This window comes from uncultured Butyricimonas sp. (assembly GCF_959596855.1).
Classification (GTDB): Bacteria; Bacteroidota; Bacteroidia; order Bacteroidales; family Marinifilaceae; genus Butyricimonas; species Butyricimonas muris.
Map to the genome: position 1 here is coordinate 112,781 of NZ_CAUFYA010000002.1, position 18,941 is coordinate 131,721.

Sequence of the window (18,941 nt, forward strand, 5' to 3'; positions counted from 1 at the left end):
CACGAACTTTATAAACCTTATGAACCTTATGAACTTTATAAACTCAATTCAACATGGTTTACGCTAATTTCTTACTAATGAAAGAGGAAGTATCACTCATCGCGGTAATCGTCATACTCCTCGTTTACGATATATTCGGTTCCCCGAAAAGCCTGAAATACTTTCAGCCTATCGCTTGCATACTCGTGGGAATCCATACCCTGCTGAACCTCTCGCCCAACGTCGAGATCAGTGCTTTCGGGGGGATGTATCACAACCTGCCCATGGGTAGCGTCATGAAGACCATCCTCAACATCGGAACGTTGATTGTCTTCATGCAGGCGAACAACTGGCTCGCCAACGAACGCACCATCATCCGCCGGGGTGAATTTTACATGATTACCCTCGCGACCTTACTGGGTATGTATTTCATGATCTCCGCCGGCAACTTCCTGATGTTCTTCATCGGACTGGAAACGGCATCCATCCCTATGGCTTGCCTCGCCGCGTTCGACAAGTACAAGCAAAAATCCGCCGAGGCAGGCGCGAAATACATTCTTACCGCCGTGTTCGCTTCCGGACTGTCGCTCTACGGTATATCCCTGATATACGGCACCACGGGAACCCTCTATTTCGAGGACATCCCCGCCGGACTCAACGGCAGCCTCATCCAGCTCATGGCGTTCGTGTTCTTCTTCGTGGGACTCGGTTTCAAACTCTCGCTTGTACCCTTCCACCAGTGGACGCCCGACGTTTACGAGGGAGCCCCGACGAGCGTCACCGCCTATCTCTCCGTGATATCCAAAGGTTCGTCAGCCTTCGTGCTTATGGCAATCCTGTACAAGGTATTCGCCCCGCTCGCGCATGAATGGCAAAGCATCCTCTACTGGATTATCATCGCTTCCATCACATTGGCAAACTTCTTCGCACTACGGCAGCAGAACCTGAAACGTTTCTTCGCCTACTCCTCCATATCGCAAGCCGGATACATCATGCTGGGCATCATCAGCGGCACGGCAATGGGTATGACGGGATTGGTGTACTACGTGCTGGTATACATGCTTTCCAACCTCGCCGCATTCGGCGTAATCGCTATCGTGGAACATCGCTCCGGCAAACTCACCATCGACGACTACAACGGGCTTTATTCTACCAATCCCCGCCTCAGTTTCGTGATGATGCTTGCCCTCTTCTCGCTGGCAGGTATCCCCCCGTTCGCCGGATTCTTCAGCAAGTTCTTCATCTTCGCTGCCGCCGCCGAACAGGGATATTACGTGTTGGTATTTGTCGCGTTGATAAACACGGTCATCTCGCTTTATTACTATCTCCGCGTGATAAAAGCCATGTTCATCAACAAGAGCGAGATGCCCATCGAATCATTCCGCTCCGACGGATACACCCGCGTCAGCCTACTCGCTTGTAGCGCCGGTATCCTTTGCGTGGGCATCCTCAGCATCGTGTACGAAAGCATCGGGACATTCAGCTTCGGGAGTTATTAATTTATGATTTTAGGTCGCCTGCGGCGAGTTACAGGTTGCTTTGCGTTAGGGATTGTATTCCAGCTCCTCCTCTATAAACAGAGAGAGAGCTGGAATACAGTCTACAACGCTAGAAAAGTAACCTGCAACTTGCCGCAGGCAAATGCAACTTGCAACCTGTAACTCGCCGCAGGCGAATTATTCCCCACCCCGTGGCAAAATTCCACGATATCCCGATTTACGTTTTCGGAGCATGACAAGGGAAAAAAGAAAAATACTTATTGTCTATCAACAAAATAACCTATTTTTACATTTTAACGTACAAACTAGCACACAATTTTCAATAGAATAAGCCAAAATGAAAAACATAAGGAATATGAAGGTAAGACATGCAGTAACAGTTCTCGCGATAACAGTCGCGTTCGGGGCGTGTAAAGACAAGCAGGAACCCGTGCGGCAAATAGTGACGGTAGAGAAAGCGGGAACAGACAATGTAGAAATTTACGGTGAATACGTGGGGCAAATCCGCGCCAAAAGCGCGGTGGAAATCCGGGCGCGCGTGGAAGGTTACCTCGAAGCGATGCTTTTCGAGGAAGGGAAACGCGTGAAGCGGGGACAACCCCTGTTCAAGATAAACAGCGACTTGTACCGGGCACGGGTGGACAAGGCAAAGGCGCAACTGGCAAAAGACCGGGCGCAGGCTGCCAAGTCGGAACGTGACGAGGAACGGTTGCGCCCGTTGTACGAGCAGAAAGCCGCGAGCCAGTTGGATTTGGACAACGCCGTCGCCGCCCTCGAGAGTGCCAAGGCAAACGTCGCCATGAGCGAAGCCGACCTCAAACAGGCGGAATTGGAACTGGACTACACCACCGTCCGCTCCCCCATCGACGGGTATATCAGCGAGCGTTACGCCGACATCGGTTCACTTGTCGGTCCCGGCGGAAAATCCCAACTGGCAACTGTCGTGGAGAGCGACGAGGTGCTCGTGGACTTCAGCCTTCCGGCTCTCGACTACCTGAAAGGGCAAAAACGCAACGTCACCCTCGGGGAGAAAGACGTCAACCGGTCATGGCAACCCAGCGTGACCATCACCCTTGCCGACAACTCGGTCTACCCGCTGACGGGTATCGTCGATTTCGCCGACCCGCAGGTAAACCCGAAGACGGGAACTTTCGGCGTGCGTGCCGAATTACCCAACCCCGAACGCAGGCTGTTGCCGGGGCAATTCACGAAAGTGAAACTACTGCTCGACGTGCGGGAAAACGCCATCGTCGTACCCACCAAAGCGGTCATTATAGAGAAAGGCGGCGCCTACATCTACGTCGTGCGCAGGGATAGCACGGCAGAAAAGCGCTTTATCGAGATAGGTCCCGAAGTGAACAACACCACCGTCGTGGAACGCGGACTGGGACCCGACGAACTGGTCGTGGTGGAAGGCTACCACAAGCTCACCCCGGGAGCACTCGTGAACCCGGTCAACGCCGCCATTAAAGAAGAAGAGGAGGTACAACCATGAAACCGGGCTTCTTTATCGACCGCCCCATCTTCTCGGCGGTACTTTCCATACTGATTGTCATCGTCGGCGTCATCGGCTTGTTTCAGCTGCCCGTCGACCAATACCCGCAAATCACCCCACCCGTGGTTAAAATCTCGGCATCTTACCCCGGGGCGAGTGCCGTCACCGTGTCACAAGCCGTGGCGACACCCATCGAGCAGGAATTGAACGGTACGCCGGGTATGCTATACATGGAATCGAGCAGTTCCAACTCGGGAGGCTTGTCCATCACCATCACTTTCGACATCTCCACCGACGCCGAACTGGCGGCAGTGGACGTGCAGAACCGGGTGAAACTGGCAGAATCGCGCCTCCCCGCCGAAGTCGTGCAAAACGGCATCAAGGTGGAAAAACAATCCGCCAGCCAGTTAATGACACTCGCGCTCACCTCCGAAGATCCCCGCTTCGACGAGATATACCTCAGTAACTTCGCCACGATGAATGTGCTCGACGTGCTGAAACGTATCCCCGGCGTGGGACGGGTATCCAACATCGGCAGCCGTTACTACGCCATGCAGATATGGATACTCCCCGACCGCATGGCGAACTTCGGGCTGACCATCAAAGACCTGCAAAACGTGCTTAAAGACCAGAACCGCGAGTCGGCAGCAGGTGTACTGGGACAACAACCCATGACGGGCGTCGATATCACCATCCCGATTACCGCCCCCGGGCGTCTGTCCTCCGTCGAAGAATTCGAAGACATCGTCGTGCGGGCAAACCCCGACGGTTCAATCATCCGCCTGCGGGACATTGCGCGGGTATCGCTGGAAGCGAGTTCCTACAACACGGAGAGCGGGCTCAACGGCGAGAACGCCGCCATTCTCGGCATCTTCATGCTCCCCGGCGCCAACGCCATGGAAGTTGCCGACAACGTGAAAAAAGCCATGGAAGAAATCAGCCGCGACTTCCCCGAGGGCTTGGAATACAACATACCGTTCGACGTCACCACCTACATCGCCGAGTCCATCCACGAGGTGTACAAAACCTTGTTCGAGGCACTGTTCCTCGTGATTCTCGTCGTGTTCCTGTCGCTGCAAAGCTGGCGGGCATCCCTTATCCCGCTCGTGGCGGTTCCAGTGTCGCTGGTCGGCACCTTCGGGTTCATGCTGGCGTTCGGGTTCTCCATCAACATGCTGACGCTGCTCGGTCTGGTACTCGCTATCGGTATCGTCGTCGATGACGCCATCGTCGTCGTCGAGGGCGTGGAACGTATCATGGAAGAAGAAGGACTCTCCCCCCGCGAGGCAACGGGTAAAGCCATGAAAGAACTGACGGGAGCGCTCGTCGCCACCTCGCTCGTGCTGGGTGCCGTGTTCGTGCCCGTGAGCTTCCTGCCCGGCATCACGGGGATGCTCTACCGCCAGTTTGCCATCACTATCGTCGTGTCCGTGCTGATATCACTGGTCGTGGCATTAACGCTCAGCCCCGCCATGTGCGCCCTGCTGTTGCGCCCCTCCACGGGCAAAAAAGGCTACGTGTTCCGCAAAATCAACGATTGGTTGGCACGCGGTAACCACAAATACATCCACCTCCTGCAACGGGCACTCGCCCACCCCCGCCGCATCGTCGCCGGGTTCGGTATCGCCATCGTCTTTATCTTCGTCCTCAACCGGGTAATTCCCGGCAGTTTCCTACCCGAGGAAGACCAAGGGTATTTCAAAGTGGAACTGGCTCTGCCGGAAGGCGCCACGCTCGAACGCACGCGTAAGGTGACCGACCGGGCCATAGAATATATCAAGCAGCATCCCGCCGTCGCCCACGTGCAGAACGTGACGGGAAGCAGCCCCCGCGTCGGTACGGCACAATCGCGCGCCGAACTGACCGTCATCCTCAAGCCGTGGGAAGAACGCAAGAAAGGCGATATGTCCCTCAAAGAGGTCATGGACGACATCCGCACCGAATTCTTCAAGTACCCGGAAGCACAGGTATTCCTTTCCACGCCGCCCATCATTCCCGGCTTGGGTGCGTCCGGCGGTTTCGAGTTGCAAGTGGAAGCCCGCAACGGCGCCACCTTCGAGAACCTCGTCGACGCCGTCGACACCTTGCTCAAATACGCGGCACAAGACAAGGCTCTCGCCGGGGTATCCTCGTCCCTGCAAGCGGAAATCCCGCAGTTATACTTCGACGTCGACCGCGATAAAGCCCAACTGCTAGGCATCCCGCTAGCGGACATATTCTCCACCATGAAAGCCTACACCGGCTCGGTATACGTCAACGATTTCAACATGTTCAACCGGGTATACAAAGTGTACCTGCAAGCCGAGGCGCCCTACCGGATGCACAAGGAAAACCTGAACATGTTCTTCGTCAAGACCTCCGCGGGCGACATGGTTCCCCTCACCGCGCTCGGTGCCCCGCAATACACCACAGGTCCCGGCTCCATCCGCCGTTTCAACATGTTCACGAACGCCATCGTGAACGGCGAGGCAGCCCCCGGGTACAGCTCCGGTGACGCCATGCGGGCGATAGAACGGATTGCCCGCCAGCACCTCCCCAACAACATCGGGCTCGAGTGGAGCGGTCTGTCCTTCCAAGAGAAAAAGGCAGAAGGACAAACCGGAATGGTCATGGCGCTCGTGTTCATCTTCGTGTTCCTCTTCCTTGCCGCCCTCTACGAGAGTTGGCTGGTGCCTGTCGCCGTGCTGCTCTCCCTGCCGATAGCCGCCTTGGGCGCGTACCTCGGCGTGTGGGTGTTCGGGTTGGAAAACGACGTCTACTTCCAAATCGGGTTGGTAACCCTGATCGGTCTTGCCGCCAAAAACGCCATTCTGATCGTCGAATTTGCCAAAGTAGAGGTGGACAAGGGAGTCGGTGCCGTCACCGCCGCACTCACTGCCGCGCGTGCCCGCTTCCGTCCCATATTGATGACGTCCCTCGCGTTCGTGCTGGGCATGCTCCCCATGGTGCTCGCCAGCGGCCCCGGCTCAGCCAGCCGCCACTCCATCGGTACCGGAATCTTCTTCGGTATGCTCGTCGCCATTACCGTGGGTATCGTCCTCGTGCCGTTCTTCTTCGTGCAAATAGAAAAAGTTGTTCATAAAATGAAAAAACGATGAGAGTTCGTAAAGTTCATAAGGTTCATAAAGTTCATAAAGTGACGGGTGTCCTTCGGACAATGTTTAACGGCAGCCCTCGCTGCCGTGGACAAAGCGCCCCGCAGGGGTCCATAGAACCTTATGAACCTTATAAACTTTATAAACCTTATAAACTAAAAAACACCGCCATGAAACAATATACAACCATAACCCTCCTCTTCCTCGTCGGAGCTACCTTCTTTTCCTCCTGCAAGCTGGGCAAAGAATACACCCGACCGGAACTCGATCTGCCGGAACAGATTGCCGACACGCCCGCCACCGGTACGCGGACGGTCGCCGACATCCAATGGCCGGAGATATACACGGATACCGTGCTGCAAGGCCTGATACGCACCACGCTCTCGTATAACAAGGATTTACTGGCAGCGGCGGCACGGGTAAAAGAGAGCAGCTTCGCCCACCGCGTGGAAAAATCCAAACTATTCCCGCAACTCAGTGCCGACGGACTGGCGGAACGGGAATACGACCGTTCCCCCGGCAACACTTTCAACGCGGAAGCCGTTCTCTCGTGGGAACTCGACCTTTGGGGCAAACTCCGCTGGGGTTCACAAGCCAGCCTTGCCACCTACCTCCAGACCGTGGAAGGACAACGAGCCATGCAAATGACACTCGTGGCGCAAGTGGCACAAGCCTATTTCGAGTTACAGGCATTAGACATGGAACTGAGCATCGTGCGGCAGACCTACGACGCCCGTGTCGAAAGCGTGCGCCTCGCCAAATTGCGTTTCGAGGGTGGACTGACTTCCGAAACGGCTTACCGTCAGGCGGAAGTGGAGCTTGCCAAGACCCGCACCCTCATACCCGACCTCGAGCGAAAAATACGCCTGAAAGAAAACGATATTTCCCTGCTCACGGGACACTACCCCGGTCGCATTCCCCGCGGCAAGAACATCGACGAACAAACGCTGACTCACGAATTGCCCGTGGGATTGCCATCCACCCTGCTGGAACGCCGCCCCGACTTGCGGCAGGCTGAATACAAGCTGAAGGCAGCCAACGCGAAGGTCGGTATCGCCTACACCAGTATGTTCCCGCAACTGACGCTCACCGCCCGCTACGGACGCGAGGCAGGTGAATTAAGCGACTTTCTTTCCGCCCCTTACTTTTACGTCGGCGGCAAACTGCTCGCGCCCTTGCTGAACGCCGGGAACAACCGGGCAAAACTCAAGGCATCCCGTGCCGCGCTGGAAGCTGAAACGTACAACTACCAGCAAACCGTCCTCACGGCATTCAAGGAAGTCGACAACGCCCTCACCACCTTCTACAAGATACGCGAAATCCGCGAGTCGCGCTCCCGGCTCGAACAAGCCGCCCGCTCGTACATGGAACTCGCCACCCTGCAATACATCAACGGAGTCATCAGCTACCTCGACGTCCTCGACGCCCAGCGCGGTTACTTCGACGCCCAAATCAGCCTCAATAACGCCGTCCGCGACGAACTCCTCTCCGTGGTCAGCCTGTACTCGGCACTCGGGGGAGGATGGGAGACAATTGAAAATTGAAAATTGAAAATGAACGTGCCGCTGAAGCGGGAAAGCCGGGATATTGCTGAAGGTGGCAGTATCCCGGCTTCTTTTCCGGCTATTTTAGATTGAAGGATCTTCACTGCAACTTGCGTTTGCCCTCTTTTTTCAAACGACACCATGATGCAATATTAAAACAATCAGATTACAAAACAATGAATACATCAACATGCTTTTGTATTGTTTTTACAATACTTGTCTAATTTCAACCCAACATTATCCAAAATAAACACAAGACACATTGCTCTGTTTTATAGCAACTTACACTTTTTTTTCCCGTTTTACCCTCTCGAAACCCGCGCCACCAAAGGGCTAGGAACCTTCATAACCTGCCCATAACCTGCTTAAAACCTGCTCATAACCTGCTATAGGCAGGTTATAACAACGTCATTACGACAACATATTTAGTTAATCAGACAGCTCGACGCTTTTCCGGGTTCACACAAGCACGGGTACAAGCACTGTCATGGCTATCGGGCAGGCAGCAAACACATCCACGCTTCAAATACATCGCGTTTTTGTCAAAAAACGACTATTATAGCCCGAAATTGAGCGTTTTTACCTTTTTGCACCAAATTACGATTTGGCAAGTGAAAAAAATACCCTTATTACGATTTGGCAAGTGATATTTTGTTGAATTGTCTCCCCGTGGATTCTATTTTTACTTAGTTTTACATTCTCGAACCACCGCACGCGGTGCTATCCCGGCGAACAAAACACTTATATATAAAAACAGCTTCATGAAACTTTTTCGACGAACTAAAAACAACCTATGACAACAAAAACAATCATCACACGACTCGGGTGCGCCGCCCTGCTCCTCGGCGGATGCGACGTGAAAGACCCGATTCACGATACCCCGCACCCCGACAGCGGACGAATCACACTCGTGACCGAGTGGCACGACTGCTCGGCAGGTACCGGTATCCCCGCCACCTACACGGTGAAGGTGGGCGAATATTCCGCGACGGTAAGCGGCACGACGGTCACGGTAGACCACCTCTTCGAGCCGGGCAACTACCGCCTCGTCGTCCACAACACGCCGGACGCCATCACCGTGAACGGCACCGTGGCGACCGCGGCAGCGGCTGCCACCCCCGCGGGACAGACCGGAACATTCATACACGCCACCCCGGGATGGCTGCACGCCGGCGTCACGAATGTCGCGATAAAGAAGGACAAGGAACATACCGTCACGGTGGTCGCGCGCCAACAAACGCGCCAACTCACGCTCGTTATCGAACCCGCGGGAGGCACGGCGGGTAAAATCGAAAGCATCGAAGGCACGCTTTCCGGCGTTGCCGGAACGCTGGACATAGACGCCGGAACGTGTACTGCCCCCTCGAACGTGGCACTGGCGTTCACGAAGATAACTGACGGCGCGAATACCGGGAAATGGTCGGCTACCGTACGGCTGCTGGGTGTAGCGGACGGGCAACAGAGGCTAAACGCCAAAATCCGCTTTACCGGCGACACCCCCACCCCCGTCACCCTCGACAGCGACCTTTCCACGGCACTCGCCGCGTTCAATACCGACAAGCACATGCCCGTCACGCTGGACGGCGCGGTGGTGGAAACGCCCACGGGTGCGGTACTCTCCGCCACGATTACCGACTGGAATCCCGTCAACGGCAGTCCCGTGGTGGCAGACTGACAACATTGGAAACTGATAAGTAATAATTAAAAAAGCAATGATATGACAATAGCAAATTGCAAGAAACTCCTGCTGCTCGCGGCGCTTCCGGCCATGATGCTGGCATCGTGCAGCAAGGAAGAGCCGGGTGGCAACGACGCCGACAGCCGCATCCCCGCGGCATTTACAGCCGTGGTGCAATCCACCGCTTTGCCGCCGCATACGAATACCGGTGGCTCGTCACCTGCCACCCGCACAGCCCTCGGCCCCGATGGCAACACCGTGTGGACCGCGGGCGACGTCGTGAGCATCTCCATGCTCACCCCCGGCGGCACGCTGCCCGACGACCTCGTCCCCGGCAGTGCCAACGTGCTTCACAACGTAAACCCGGAGGACGGAGCACTGACCCCTGCCGACGGCACGCCGATGTATTACCCGCAAAACACAGCGGTGGACATCATCGCTTGGCACACGAGCAAAGCCCCTGACGACAATTATATCCTCACCCTGAACACCACCGACCAGACCACCGTCGAAAAACAGCTCGCGCTCGACCCCCTCTACAGTAAATTCGAGGGCGTTCCCCGCGGCAATAATCTCGTCGTCCTCGTATTTCACCACCTGATGAGCAAAGTCAAGTTCGATATCACCCTCGGATTGGGGCTGTCCGGCGGTACGCTGACGGATGTACGACTGGCAGGCTTCCCCGAAGAAGGAAGTTTCGATATGCGTGATGGTTCTGTTAATAAGGCGCTTATCACCGATAAGCCTGTTCGTGCGCTGAAATCGGGGGTGGCGGCAGATGGAACGGACGCCAGCTACACCGCCCTGCTTATCCCACAGGAGGCAAATTCCACCCCTCGCACGATAGTGGTCACCGTGAATGGCAAGGAATACACCGGCACCCTCCCCGCAACCGATGCCTACGCTGCCAACACGATGTACACTTATCCCGTCAGCGTGCGCGAAACCGGCGTTGAAGTGGGGATGCCCACTACCGACGTGCCTTGGACGGAAGGCGAACTGCCCACCGTGACCCTCGACGGTAAAATATTCCGAATTATCCGCAATGCCGACGACCTCAAGCGTTTTGCTGACGATGTGAATAACGGACAGCAGAACCTCAATGCCATACAGACAGCGGATATTGACTTGGGTGGCATTGACAATTGGAAGCCTATCGGTATGCAGTACAGCTCTGATCTTCGGCCATTTACCGGCATTTATAACGGTAATGGATTCACTATCTCCAATCTGAAAATCAGTAATATGCAAAAAGGATCAGCTGCCGGCCTTTTCGGGATGACAGACGGCGATGCTCTGCTGACCGGCATTCACCTGCGCAAGGTGGAGATAATATCAGGCAAGGCAATAAATGTCGGAACCCTCGTTGGATTTAATGGTAGTGCTTCCACTGTTTCCCTATGCTCCGCTCAGGGGAAAATCAATACGAGCGAACATGACCCAAATGTCGGCGGATTAGCGGGATTTAACAATGGTACTATTACCCGTTGCCGGACGGACGTCGAGATAATAGCAGATCGCATAAGACTATTCGGACAACGTTCAGCAGGCGCCGGAGGAATAACAGGAAGAAACTTCGGTGGCCTACTATTTGCCTGCCACGCCATCGGCAGCGTCACTATGGAGGTAAATACATCTGAAGGTAACTCTATATATGCTGGAGGAATTGCCGGGTATAATTCGAATGATTCTGGCTCCACTATCTACTGTTGTATAGCTGAAGGTGATGTCTCCGTTACATCTGAAACAGAAGACATCAATATCTATGCCGGAGGATTGGTAGGCTGTCACTATGGACACTATGGAGGACTACTCAATAGTTGCTACGCCAGCGGCACCGCTACAGCCAGCACTATAGAGGCAAAGGTAGGCGCTATCGTCGGATTCATGAGCGGCGATAATGTAGATTGCTGCTACGGCGCCGGCGTCGGTGGTAAAGGCACATCCAATTGCGGAAATACAGCACGTCTTATCTGCAATATCAACCCTGGAAAGGGCGAGATACTCCAACTCATGAGTAGATCCTATTCGGCGCCCGGCACCATCACTTGTTACGACCCCGACGCCACGCCCGCCTATGGTATCGACACCTACAGCTCTGGGGATGTAAAATCAAGCGACTTCTGGTTAGCAGGCGACGGAACATGGCCCGTCTTGTACTTTACCCGGAAAACTCTTAAATAACCCATCCATTCACATTAAAACGTAATAACGATATGAAACATAAACTCCTTTCCACCGCCGCCGTACTCCTCCTCGTCCTGCTGACCTGGAGCTGCACCGCCACCGACGACCCCGTGCCGGCGCCCGTCACGTCCGCCTCCCGGGAACTGAGCATCACCATCGGTCCCCGCCCGGCATACACTGCCGGAGCCACCCTCCCCGCCACCCGTGCCGTCCAGACCCCCGACGCCGCGCAGTGGGAAACGGGCGATGTCATCTGGCTCCACGTCGGTTTCGATTGGACACCTGCCGGAGGCACCCAAGCGAATAAAACCTATATCTCCGCCCTCCGCTACAACGGTGCCGGGTGGTCTCCCCTCAGTGTGCAGGACTCTATAGACCTCAATACCTCCGGCATCAAGCCTGCCATTGGCGGACCCATTAATTTCTCCGGCTTCAAACGCCACCCCCGTTGGCCCGCCGAAGCCCTTGCCGACGGCACCACCGATGCAAAAGTCCGGTTCGAAGCATACTATCTGGGCAAAAGCATCCCCGTTGATGGCATCCTCTCTCTGGGCTATACCACAGACGTGATGACAGGTAGCGATAGCTTCTCTCCCGGCGTCCCTGCCGTCATCAGCCTTGAACACAGGTATGCCCGTATGCACGTTGCAAACGAGGTTGACGGGGCTGAGCTCATGCTTAGTAATGCAAAATACTATTACGAGTGGAATCTTAGTAACATGACCGCTAAAGAACGGGAAAACGGATATTTCTTAAGCGTCCCCGCCAAAGGTGGATATCACTTCGCGGCGATCGACAACAGCTCCAAAGTCTTTCTTAACCGCCGCAACTACAACCTCCTCCCCGGTCGCACCGACGAGTCCGGCAACGAGGTATACAACGGCTTCACCTACACCCTCATCCCGCTGAAGAACGGCACGGTGACGCCCGGTGACTGGTAAAGGAACAAAAATCGGCCCTCGCTTACTCGCCAGTTTCCTCTATAAACAGAGGAGGAACTGAAATACATTCCGAAACGCTAGAAAAGCGACCTGTAACTTGCCGCCTTCGGCAAATGCAACTTGCAACTCGCCGAAGGCGACTCTAAACAAAGGCGACTTCAAGCTTTGAACATCTCGTCAATATGTCGCGCGGCACGACGACCGTCACCCATGGCGAGAATCACGGTAGCACCACCCCGCACGATGTCCCCTCCGGCGAAGAGGTCGGACAGGTTGGATTGCATCGTTTCTTCGTTGACCACGATTGTGCCCTTGCGGGAAACTTCCAGTCCGGCAACAGAATTCGGGATAATCGGGTTGGGCGACACGCCCACCGCCACCACCACCACGTCGGCGTCAATCGTGTACTCGGAACCTTCCACCGGTACCGGGCTACGACGTCCGCTGGCATCGGGTTCTCCCAATTCCATCTTCTGCACCCGTACTTGTTTCACGCGTCCCCGTTCGTCAGCGATATACTCCACGGGATTCGTCAACGTGATAAACTCGCATCCTTCTTCCTTGGCGTGTTTCACTTCTTCCAGACGGGCAGGCATTTCCTCCTCGCTCCGGCGGTAGACAATCATCGCGCGTTCGGCACCCAGCCGTTTCGCCGTGCGCACGGAGTCCATCGCCGTGTTACCGCCACCCACGACCACCACGTTACGACCGTGATATACCGGGGTATCGGAATCCTCGCTGTCGGCACCCATCAGGTTTACCCGCGTCAGGTACTCGTTGGAGGAAAGGATACCGTTGTAGTTCTCCCCGGGAATATTCATGAAACGGGGAAGCCCCGCTCCCGAAGCCACGTAGAACGCCTCGAACCCTTCCGCTTTCAAATCAGCCACGCTGTCGGTCATTCCCACGATAAAGTTCGTGACGAATTTCACGCCCATTTTCTTCAGGTTCTCGATCTCCACGTCCACCACGCTATTGGGCAAACGAAATTCCGGGATACCGTATTTCAACACGCCGCCAATCTCGTGCAACGCCTCGAACACGGTAACGTCATACCCTCTCTTTGCCAGATCCCCGGCACAAGACAGCCCGGAAGGACCGGAACCGATCACCGCTACTTTTATACCGTTAGCCGGGGCAACCTCGGGCACGGATATATGTCCGGATTCCCGCTCGTGATCCGAGGCGAAACGCTCCAGATAACCGATAGCCACCGACGGCTTTTTCAATTTCTGTAAATAGAAACACTTGGACTCGCATTGTTTCTCCTGCGGGCATACCCGTCCGCACACTGCCGGGAGGGCACTCGTGCGCTTCAACACGGCAGCCGCCTGCAAGAACTCACCCCGCTCGATGTTCTTGATGAAACCGGGGATGTCGATACTCACGGGACAACCTTCCATGCACGTCGGCGTCACACAGTCCATACAACGCGTTGCCTCCCGCACGGCCATATCCGCCGTCAGCCCCAAGTTTACCTCGATGCGCTGACTCTTGATACGCTCGGCGGCAGGTGTCTCGGGCATCACCACCCGCTCGATCGCGGTACGTTCTTTTCCCGCCACTTTCTGGCGAAGTTCCTGACGCCACGCCTCGTTACGGTCGCTCACGCCACTCTTCACCTCTATATTCTCGTGTTTTATTTCCGCTTCATGTTGTAATTTAACGGCTTCATCATCCTTGAAACCACCCAGACGGGCAAGAATCTCGTCAAAGTCTATCTGGTGCGCGTCGAACTCCGGACCGTCCACGCAGGTAAAACGGGTCTTCCCGCCTACCGTCACGCGGCAGGCACCGCACATCCCTGTACCGTCGACCATAATGGCGTTCAAACTCGCTACCGTCGGTATGTCGTGTTTCCGGGTTACTTTCTCGCAGAATTTCATCATGATAGCCGGACCGATGGTCACCGCGAAATCCACTTTCTCGCGGGCGATCACTTCCTCCATACCCTCGGTGATTAATCCCTTTTTCCCGTAACTGCCGTCATCCGTCATGACAATCACCTCGTCGGAAGAAGCCCGTATCTCGTCCTCCAGTATCACCAAGTCTTTCGTGCGCCCGGCAATCACGGAGATCACCCGGTTGCCCGCTTCCTTGAACGCTTTCACGATAGGCAACAGGGGAGCTACCCCGACGCCGCCGCCACAAGCCAACACGGTACCTACTTTTTCGATATGAGTCGGTTTGCCGAGAGGTCCCACCAAATCCGTCACGTATTCGCCAACCTCCAACGCGCATAATTTTCGGGAAGAAACTCCCATCACCTGTACCACCAGCGTGATCGTTCCTCGCGCCACGTCCGCATCGGCAATCGTCAACGGCATACGTTCCCCTTTTTCCCCGACACGCACGATCACGAAATTACCCGGCTTCCGGGATTTGGCAATCAAGGGAGCCTCCACTTCCAGCTTTACAACCTTCTCTGAAAAATAAGTTTTACTTACAATTTTGTTCATAATCCATCTGTTAGTCCATTGAATTTATTTCTGCCCCGCTATCGTTTTCGACTTCAAGCCGCAAAGATAACGAACACGGTTAAAAAAACAACCAATTCATTTTCAATTTTCAACTTTCAATTTTCAATTGTATATATTACTTTTGCCAAAAGGAACAATAATAAAGACTACCATGAGCAACAAGAACGACAAGAAAGGACGCGTGAACGTGGTGTACTCCACGAACCCGGACTTCCGGTACGAGTATGACGAGGAGAACGAAACGGAAACGCTTGCCCCGGAGAAGCAGAACCTGCGGGTGACGCTCGACTCGAAGCAACGCAAGGGAAAGACGGTGACGCTCGTGCAGGGCTTCGTGGGGACAGAGGACGACCTGAAGGAACTTGCCAAATTGCTGAAGAATAAATGCGGCGTGGGTGGATCGGTGAAGGACGGGGAAATCATCATCCAAGGGGAGCTGAAAGAAAAGATACTCGCTATCCTGCGTGACAACAAATACAGGGCGAAATAGCCCCGTTTCTATATGGACAATATTTTAATCATCGACGACGAACCGCAGATACGCAAATTACTTTCCCGCATCATCGGGCTGGAAGGTTACGAGGTATTCCAAGCGGCTGACTGTCAATCCGCGCTGAAACAACTGAAACTGCACCGCCCGCGAGTCGTGCTGTGTGACGTCTTCCTGCCTGACGGGAACGGGGTTGAACTCGTTTCCGCGATAAAGACGCTTTACCCGGAAATGGAAGTGATCCTGCTCACCGCGCACGGGAATATCCCCGACGGGGTGCAGGCAATCAAGAACGGGGCGTTCGATTACATCACGAAAGGCGACGATAACAACAAAATCATCCCGCTTATCAGCCGTGCCATGGAGCAGGCAAAAAAGAATCTCGGCGAAAGCGTGAAATGCAAAGAGAGCCGCGCTTATTCCTTTGACACGATACTGGGCACGTCGCCCTGCCTGCAAGAAGCCGTGGAACTCGCCCGGAAAGTATCGGCAACTGACGTCACCGTGTTGCTCACCGGCGAAACGGGCACGGGGAAAGAGGTCTTCGCGCAAGCCATACACCGGAACAGCCGCCGCGAGGCACGGACTTTTATAGCGGTGAACTGCTCGGCGTTCAGCAAAGATTTGCTGGAAAGCGAGTTGTTCGGGCACAAGGCGGGGTCGTTCACGGGAGCCCTCAAGGATAAAAAGGGATTGTTCGAAGCCGCCGACAACGGCACGATCTTCCTCGACGAGATCGGGGAAATGGCTTACGAGTTGCAAGCAAAGCTGTTACGGGTGCTTGAAGCCGGGGAATACTTCAAGATCGGCGACACGAAGCCCACGAAAGTGAACGTGCGCGTTATTTCCGCCACCAACCGGGATTTGAAGCGGGAGATCGAGGCGGGACATTTCCGGGAAGACCTGTATTACCGCCTTTCCGTGTTTCAAATCCACCTGCCGCCGCTACGGGAACGCAAAGAGGATATCGAAGTTCTGGCACGGTCTTTCGTGCAACATTTCTCCCGACAACTGGGAAAAACGATAGAGGGCATGACACCCGAATACCTGAAAGCCCTGCAAGCTGCCGAGTGGAAAGGTAATATCCGGGAATTGCGCAACGTGGTGGAACGCGGCATGATCGTCTGCGACCGACAACTGACGGTGCAAGACCTTCCTTTCGAATTGCAACATAAGCGAAGCGAAACCACCACACAAAATCATTCCGAATTTGAACTTGCCGCCGTGGAAAAACGCCATATCGCCCGCGTACTCCAACACACCCGGGGCAATAAAACTGAAGCCTCCCGGCTGTTGAAAATCGGGCTCACCACGCTGTATCGAAAAATCGAGGAATACGGACTGTAAACCGGCCACACGAAGCGGGTGCACTATTCAGTGATTTGGTGATTCCAACCGTAAAGGAAAGATTCAGAATTGAAAATCATAAATCACCTAATCGCCAATCTCTGAATCATAGCATCTTTCCATTCTGGTAGGCAACCTTTTCAAAATGGAAGGGTCGCACGCTCGTGCGTTCTCCGCCGCATCGCAATAACACTCTTTATACCAACACATTGCCCCTACTCCACCCGTTTTGGTACGCCGATGGCATACACAAGGGGAGTAAACAACAGTATTCACTAAAAAAGAGTAGTTATGGATTTATTTTCATTCGGATTTCTGGTATGTATCCTAAGCGGCGCGGGCTGCTTCTGGTTTTTCTACAAATGTATCGATTGGTTCGAGAAAATTTAAAAGGGAGATTAATCATGTACACGGCATTATTTATCATTAGTATTATAGCATTCGGGTATTTGATGTATGTTCTTGTCAAACCCGAGAAATTTTAAACGGTATGAATACGGAAATTTTAGGTGTTATCGCGCAAATACTCCTGATGGGGCTGATTGCCTACCCGTTGGGAAAATATATTGCCAAAGTTTATAGAGGCGAGCAGACGTGGTCGGATTTCATGAAACCGATCGAACGATTGATTTACAAGTGGAGCGGTATCGACCCGGAAGAGGAGATGAACTGGAAACAATTCTTGAAGGCGTTGTTGATCGTGAACCTTTTCTGGTTTATCTGGGGTATGGTGCTTCTGGTGACGCAAGGTGTGCTGCCGTTGAACCCGGACGGGAACGAGGGACAGACCGCACACCAAGCATTCAACACGTGTATCAGTTTCATGGTGAACTGTAACTTGCAACATTACAGCGGCGAGAGCGGGTTGACGTACTTCACGCAATTGTTCGTTATCATGCTGTTCCAGTTTATCACTGCCGCCTGCGGTATGGCGGCAATGGCAGGAATCATGAAAGCACTTGCCGCCAAGACGACGCGGACGATCGGCAACTTCTGGAAATACTTGGTGTTGAGTTGTACCCGTATCCTGTTGCCACTGTCGCTAATCGTCGGTTTTATCCTGATTATCGAGGGTACGCCCATGGGATTCGACGGCAAAATGGAAGTAACGACAATGGAAGGCACCACGCAAATGGTATCACAGGGACCGACCGCGGCTATCGTGCCGATCAAGCAATTGGGAACGAACGGGGGAGGCTATTTCGGGGTAAACTCTGCCCACCCGCTGGAAAACCCGACTTACTTGTCCAACATGGTGGAATGTATAGCCATATTACTTATACCCATGGCGATGGCGTTCGCGTTCGGGTTCTACCTGCGCCGCCGGAAACTGGGATATTGCATTTACGGGGTGATGCTTTTCGCTTATCTGGTTGGCGTGTGCATTAACGTGAGTCAGGAAATGGGCGGTAACCCGCGGATTGACGAGCTGGGCATCGCGCAGGAAAACGGAGCGATGGAAGGAAAAGAGGTACGCATCGGCTCTGCCGGTACAGCCTTGTGGAGTATCACCACGACGGTGACTTCCAACGGTTCGGTGAACGGTATGCACGACTCCACGATGCCGCTTTCCGGAATGATGGAGATGTTGAACATGCAAATCAACACGTGGTTCGGTGGTGTCGGCGTGGGTTGGATGAATTACTTCACGTTTATCATTATCGCCGTGTTCATCAGTGGATTGATGGTAGGACGTACCCCCGAATTTCTCGGCAAGAAGGTGGAAGCGCGGGAGATGAAAATAGCATCCATCGTGGCCCTGCTGCACCCGTTCATTATCTTGGTCGGAACGGCGTTAGCGGCTTACCTGTACGTGCATGCCCCACAGTTCGTGGCGAACGAAGGCGGTTGGTTGAACAATCCCGGTTTCCACGGGTTGAGCGAGATGCTCTACGAGTACACGTCATCGGCAGCGAATAACGGTTCCGGTTTCGAGGGATTGGGCGACAACACGTGGTTCTGGAACTATTCTTGCGGTATCGTGCTGATTCTCGGTCGTTTCTTGCCCATCGTCGGGCAGGTCGCCATCGCCGGGTTGCTGGCAAGTAAGAAATTCGTGCCGGAAAGCGCCGGTACACTGAAGACGGACACGGTGACTTTCAGCATGATGACATTTGCCGTTATCTTTATCGTGGCAGCCCTGTCATTCTTCCCCGCGCACGCTTTGAGTACGATTGCCGAGCATTTAAGTTTGTAACATTTATTG

At 54.3% G+C, this 18,941-nt stretch carries 13 protein-coding genes; 11 read left to right on the plus strand and 2 right to left on the minus strand.

The features are described 5' to 3' along the window. Positions 1-53: 53 nt before the first annotated feature. The 4 genes from Q5866_RS01815 to Q5866_RS01830 all read left to right on the plus strand — a co-directional run bounded on the left by Q5866_RS01815 (position 54) and on the right by Q5866_RS01830 (position 7,612). The gene (locus Q5866_RS01815) at positions 54-1,478 is read left to right on the plus strand and encodes an NADH-quinone oxidoreductase subunit N (protein WP_186975038.1); all 1,425 of its coding nucleotides are present in this window, start codon (positions 54-56) and stop codon (positions 1,476-1,478) included. Between the two features lie 355 nt (positions 1,479-1,833). After that, the gene (locus Q5866_RS01820) at positions 1,834-2,973 is read left to right on the plus strand and encodes an efflux RND transporter periplasmic adaptor subunit (RefSeq protein WP_186975037.1); all 1,140 of its coding nucleotides are present in this window, start codon (positions 1,834-1,836) and stop codon (positions 2,971-2,973) included. Next, complete coding sequence (locus tag Q5866_RS01825; RefSeq protein WP_303178399.1) at positions 2,970-6,071, plus strand: efflux RND transporter permease subunit; 3,102 nt, start codon at positions 2,970-2,972, stop codon at positions 6,069-6,071. Before Q5866_RS01820 ends, Q5866_RS01825 begins: the two co-directional genes overlap by 4 nt. 167 nt (positions 6,072-6,238) lie before the next feature. Then, positions 6,239-7,612 (plus strand): efflux transporter outer membrane subunit, encoded by a 1,374-nt coding sequence (locus tag Q5866_RS01830; protein WP_186975035.1) that lies wholly within the window; start codon positions 6,239-6,241, stop codon positions 7,610-7,612. Positions 7,613-8,294: 682 nt separating this feature from the next. On the opposite strand, the gene Q5866_RS21060 is transcribed toward Q5866_RS01830, so the two are convergent. Further along, entirely contained in the window at positions 8,295-8,669 is a 375-nt protein-coding gene (locus Q5866_RS21060) for a hypothetical protein (RefSeq protein ID WP_366482480.1), read from the minus strand. Between Q5866_RS21060 and Q5866_RS01835 the strand changes: the two genes are divergently transcribed. Genes Q5866_RS01835 through Q5866_RS01845 form a run of 3 tightly spaced genes read left to right on the plus strand, consistent with a single transcriptional unit; the run spans position 8,583 to position 12,418 of the window. Continuing rightward, positions 8,583-9,287, plus strand: a complete 705-nt coding sequence (locus tag Q5866_RS01835) for a FimB/Mfa2 family fimbrial subunit (RefSeq protein ID WP_368502001.1) — start codon at positions 8,583-8,585, stop codon at positions 9,285-9,287. The two genes, Q5866_RS21060 and Q5866_RS01835, sit on opposite strands and share 87 nt — an antisense overlap. A gap of 42 nt (positions 9,288-9,329) precedes the next feature. Continuing rightward, on the plus strand, positions 9,330-11,474 hold the full coding sequence (locus Q5866_RS01840) for a fimbrillin family protein (RefSeq protein WP_186975033.1): 2,145 nt from the start codon (positions 9,330-9,332) through the stop codon (positions 11,472-11,474). Positions 11,475-11,506: 32 nt separating this feature from the next. After that, positions 11,507-12,418, plus strand: a complete 912-nt coding sequence (locus Q5866_RS01845; RefSeq protein WP_303178403.1) for a hypothetical protein — start codon at positions 11,507-11,509, stop codon at positions 12,416-12,418. A 158-nt stretch (positions 12,419-12,576) separates the two neighbouring features. On the opposite strand, the gene Q5866_RS01850 is transcribed toward Q5866_RS01845, so the two are convergent. Then, on the minus strand, positions 12,577-14,877 hold the full coding sequence (locus Q5866_RS01850; protein ID WP_186975031.1) for a bifunctional dihydroorotate dehydrogenase B NAD binding subunit/NADPH-dependent glutamate synthase: 2,301 nt from the start codon (positions 14,875-14,877) through the stop codon (positions 12,577-12,579). Positions 14,878-15,049: 172 nt separating this feature from the next. On the opposite strand from Q5866_RS01850, the gene Q5866_RS01855 reads away from it, so the two are divergent. The 4 genes from Q5866_RS01855 (at position 15,050) to kdpA (ending at position 18,932) form a co-directional block, all read left to right on the plus strand. Beyond that, positions 15,050-15,388, plus strand: a complete 339-nt coding sequence (locus tag Q5866_RS01855) for a translation initiation factor (protein WP_186975030.1) — start codon at positions 15,050-15,052, stop codon at positions 15,386-15,388. A gap of 12 nt (positions 15,389-15,400) precedes the next feature. Continuing rightward, positions 15,401-16,735 (plus strand): sigma-54 dependent transcriptional regulator, encoded by a 1,335-nt coding sequence (locus tag Q5866_RS01860; protein ID WP_186975029.1) that lies wholly within the window; start codon positions 15,401-15,403, stop codon positions 16,733-16,735. A gap of 404 nt (positions 16,736-17,139) precedes the next feature. After that, positions 17,140-17,220 carry a potassium-transporting ATPase subunit F gene (locus Q5866_RS01865; protein WP_186975473.1) on the plus strand — a complete coding sequence of 27 codons (81 nt, stop codon included), beginning with the start codon at positions 17,140-17,142 and terminating at the stop codon, positions 17,218-17,220. Between the two features lie 5 nt (positions 17,221-17,225). After that, complete coding sequence (gene kdpA, locus Q5866_RS01870) at positions 17,226-18,932, plus strand: potassium-transporting ATPase subunit KdpA (protein WP_186975028.1); 1,707 nt, start codon at positions 17,226-17,228, stop codon at positions 18,930-18,932. Positions 18,933-18,941 lie beyond the last annotated feature (9 nt).

Bases quoted from the DNA above. Each gene is read 5' to 3' on its own strand.
- kdpA (WP_186975028.1), top strand. From the start codon at position 17,226: ATGAATACGGAAATTTTAGGTGTTATCGCGCAAATACTCCTGATGGGG.
- Q5866_RS01815 (WP_186975038.1), top strand. From the start codon at position 54: ATGGTTTACGCTAATTTCTTACTAATGAAAGAGGAAGTATCACTCATC.
- Q5866_RS01830 (WP_186975035.1), top strand. From the start codon at position 6,239: ATGAAACAATATACAACCATAACCCTCCTCTTCCTCGTCGGAGCTACC.
- Q5866_RS01850 (WP_186975031.1), bottom strand. From the start codon at position 14,877: ATGAACAAAATTGTAAGTAAAACTTATTTTTCAGAGAAGGTTGTAAAG.
- Q5866_RS01825 (WP_303178399.1), top strand. From the start codon at position 2,970: ATGAAACCGGGCTTCTTTATCGACCGCCCCATCTTCTCGGCGGTACTT.
- Q5866_RS01865 (WP_186975473.1), top strand. From the start codon at position 17,140: ATGTACACGGCATTATTTATCATTAGTATTATAGCATTCGGGTATTTG.
- Q5866_RS01820 (WP_186975037.1), top strand. From the start codon at position 1,834: ATGAAGGTAAGACATGCAGTAACAGTTCTCGCGATAACAGTCGCGTTC.
- Q5866_RS01855 (WP_186975030.1), top strand. From the start codon at position 15,050: ATGAGCAACAAGAACGACAAGAAAGGACGCGTGAACGTGGTGTACTCC.
- Q5866_RS01845 (WP_303178403.1), top strand. From the start codon at position 11,507: ATGAAACATAAACTCCTTTCCACCGCCGCCGTACTCCTCCTCGTCCTG.
- Q5866_RS01840 (WP_186975033.1), top strand. From the start codon at position 9,330: ATGACAATAGCAAATTGCAAGAAACTCCTGCTGCTCGCGGCGCTTCCG.
- Q5866_RS01860 (WP_186975029.1), top strand. From the start codon at position 15,401: ATGGACAATATTTTAATCATCGACGACGAACCGCAGATACGCAAATTA.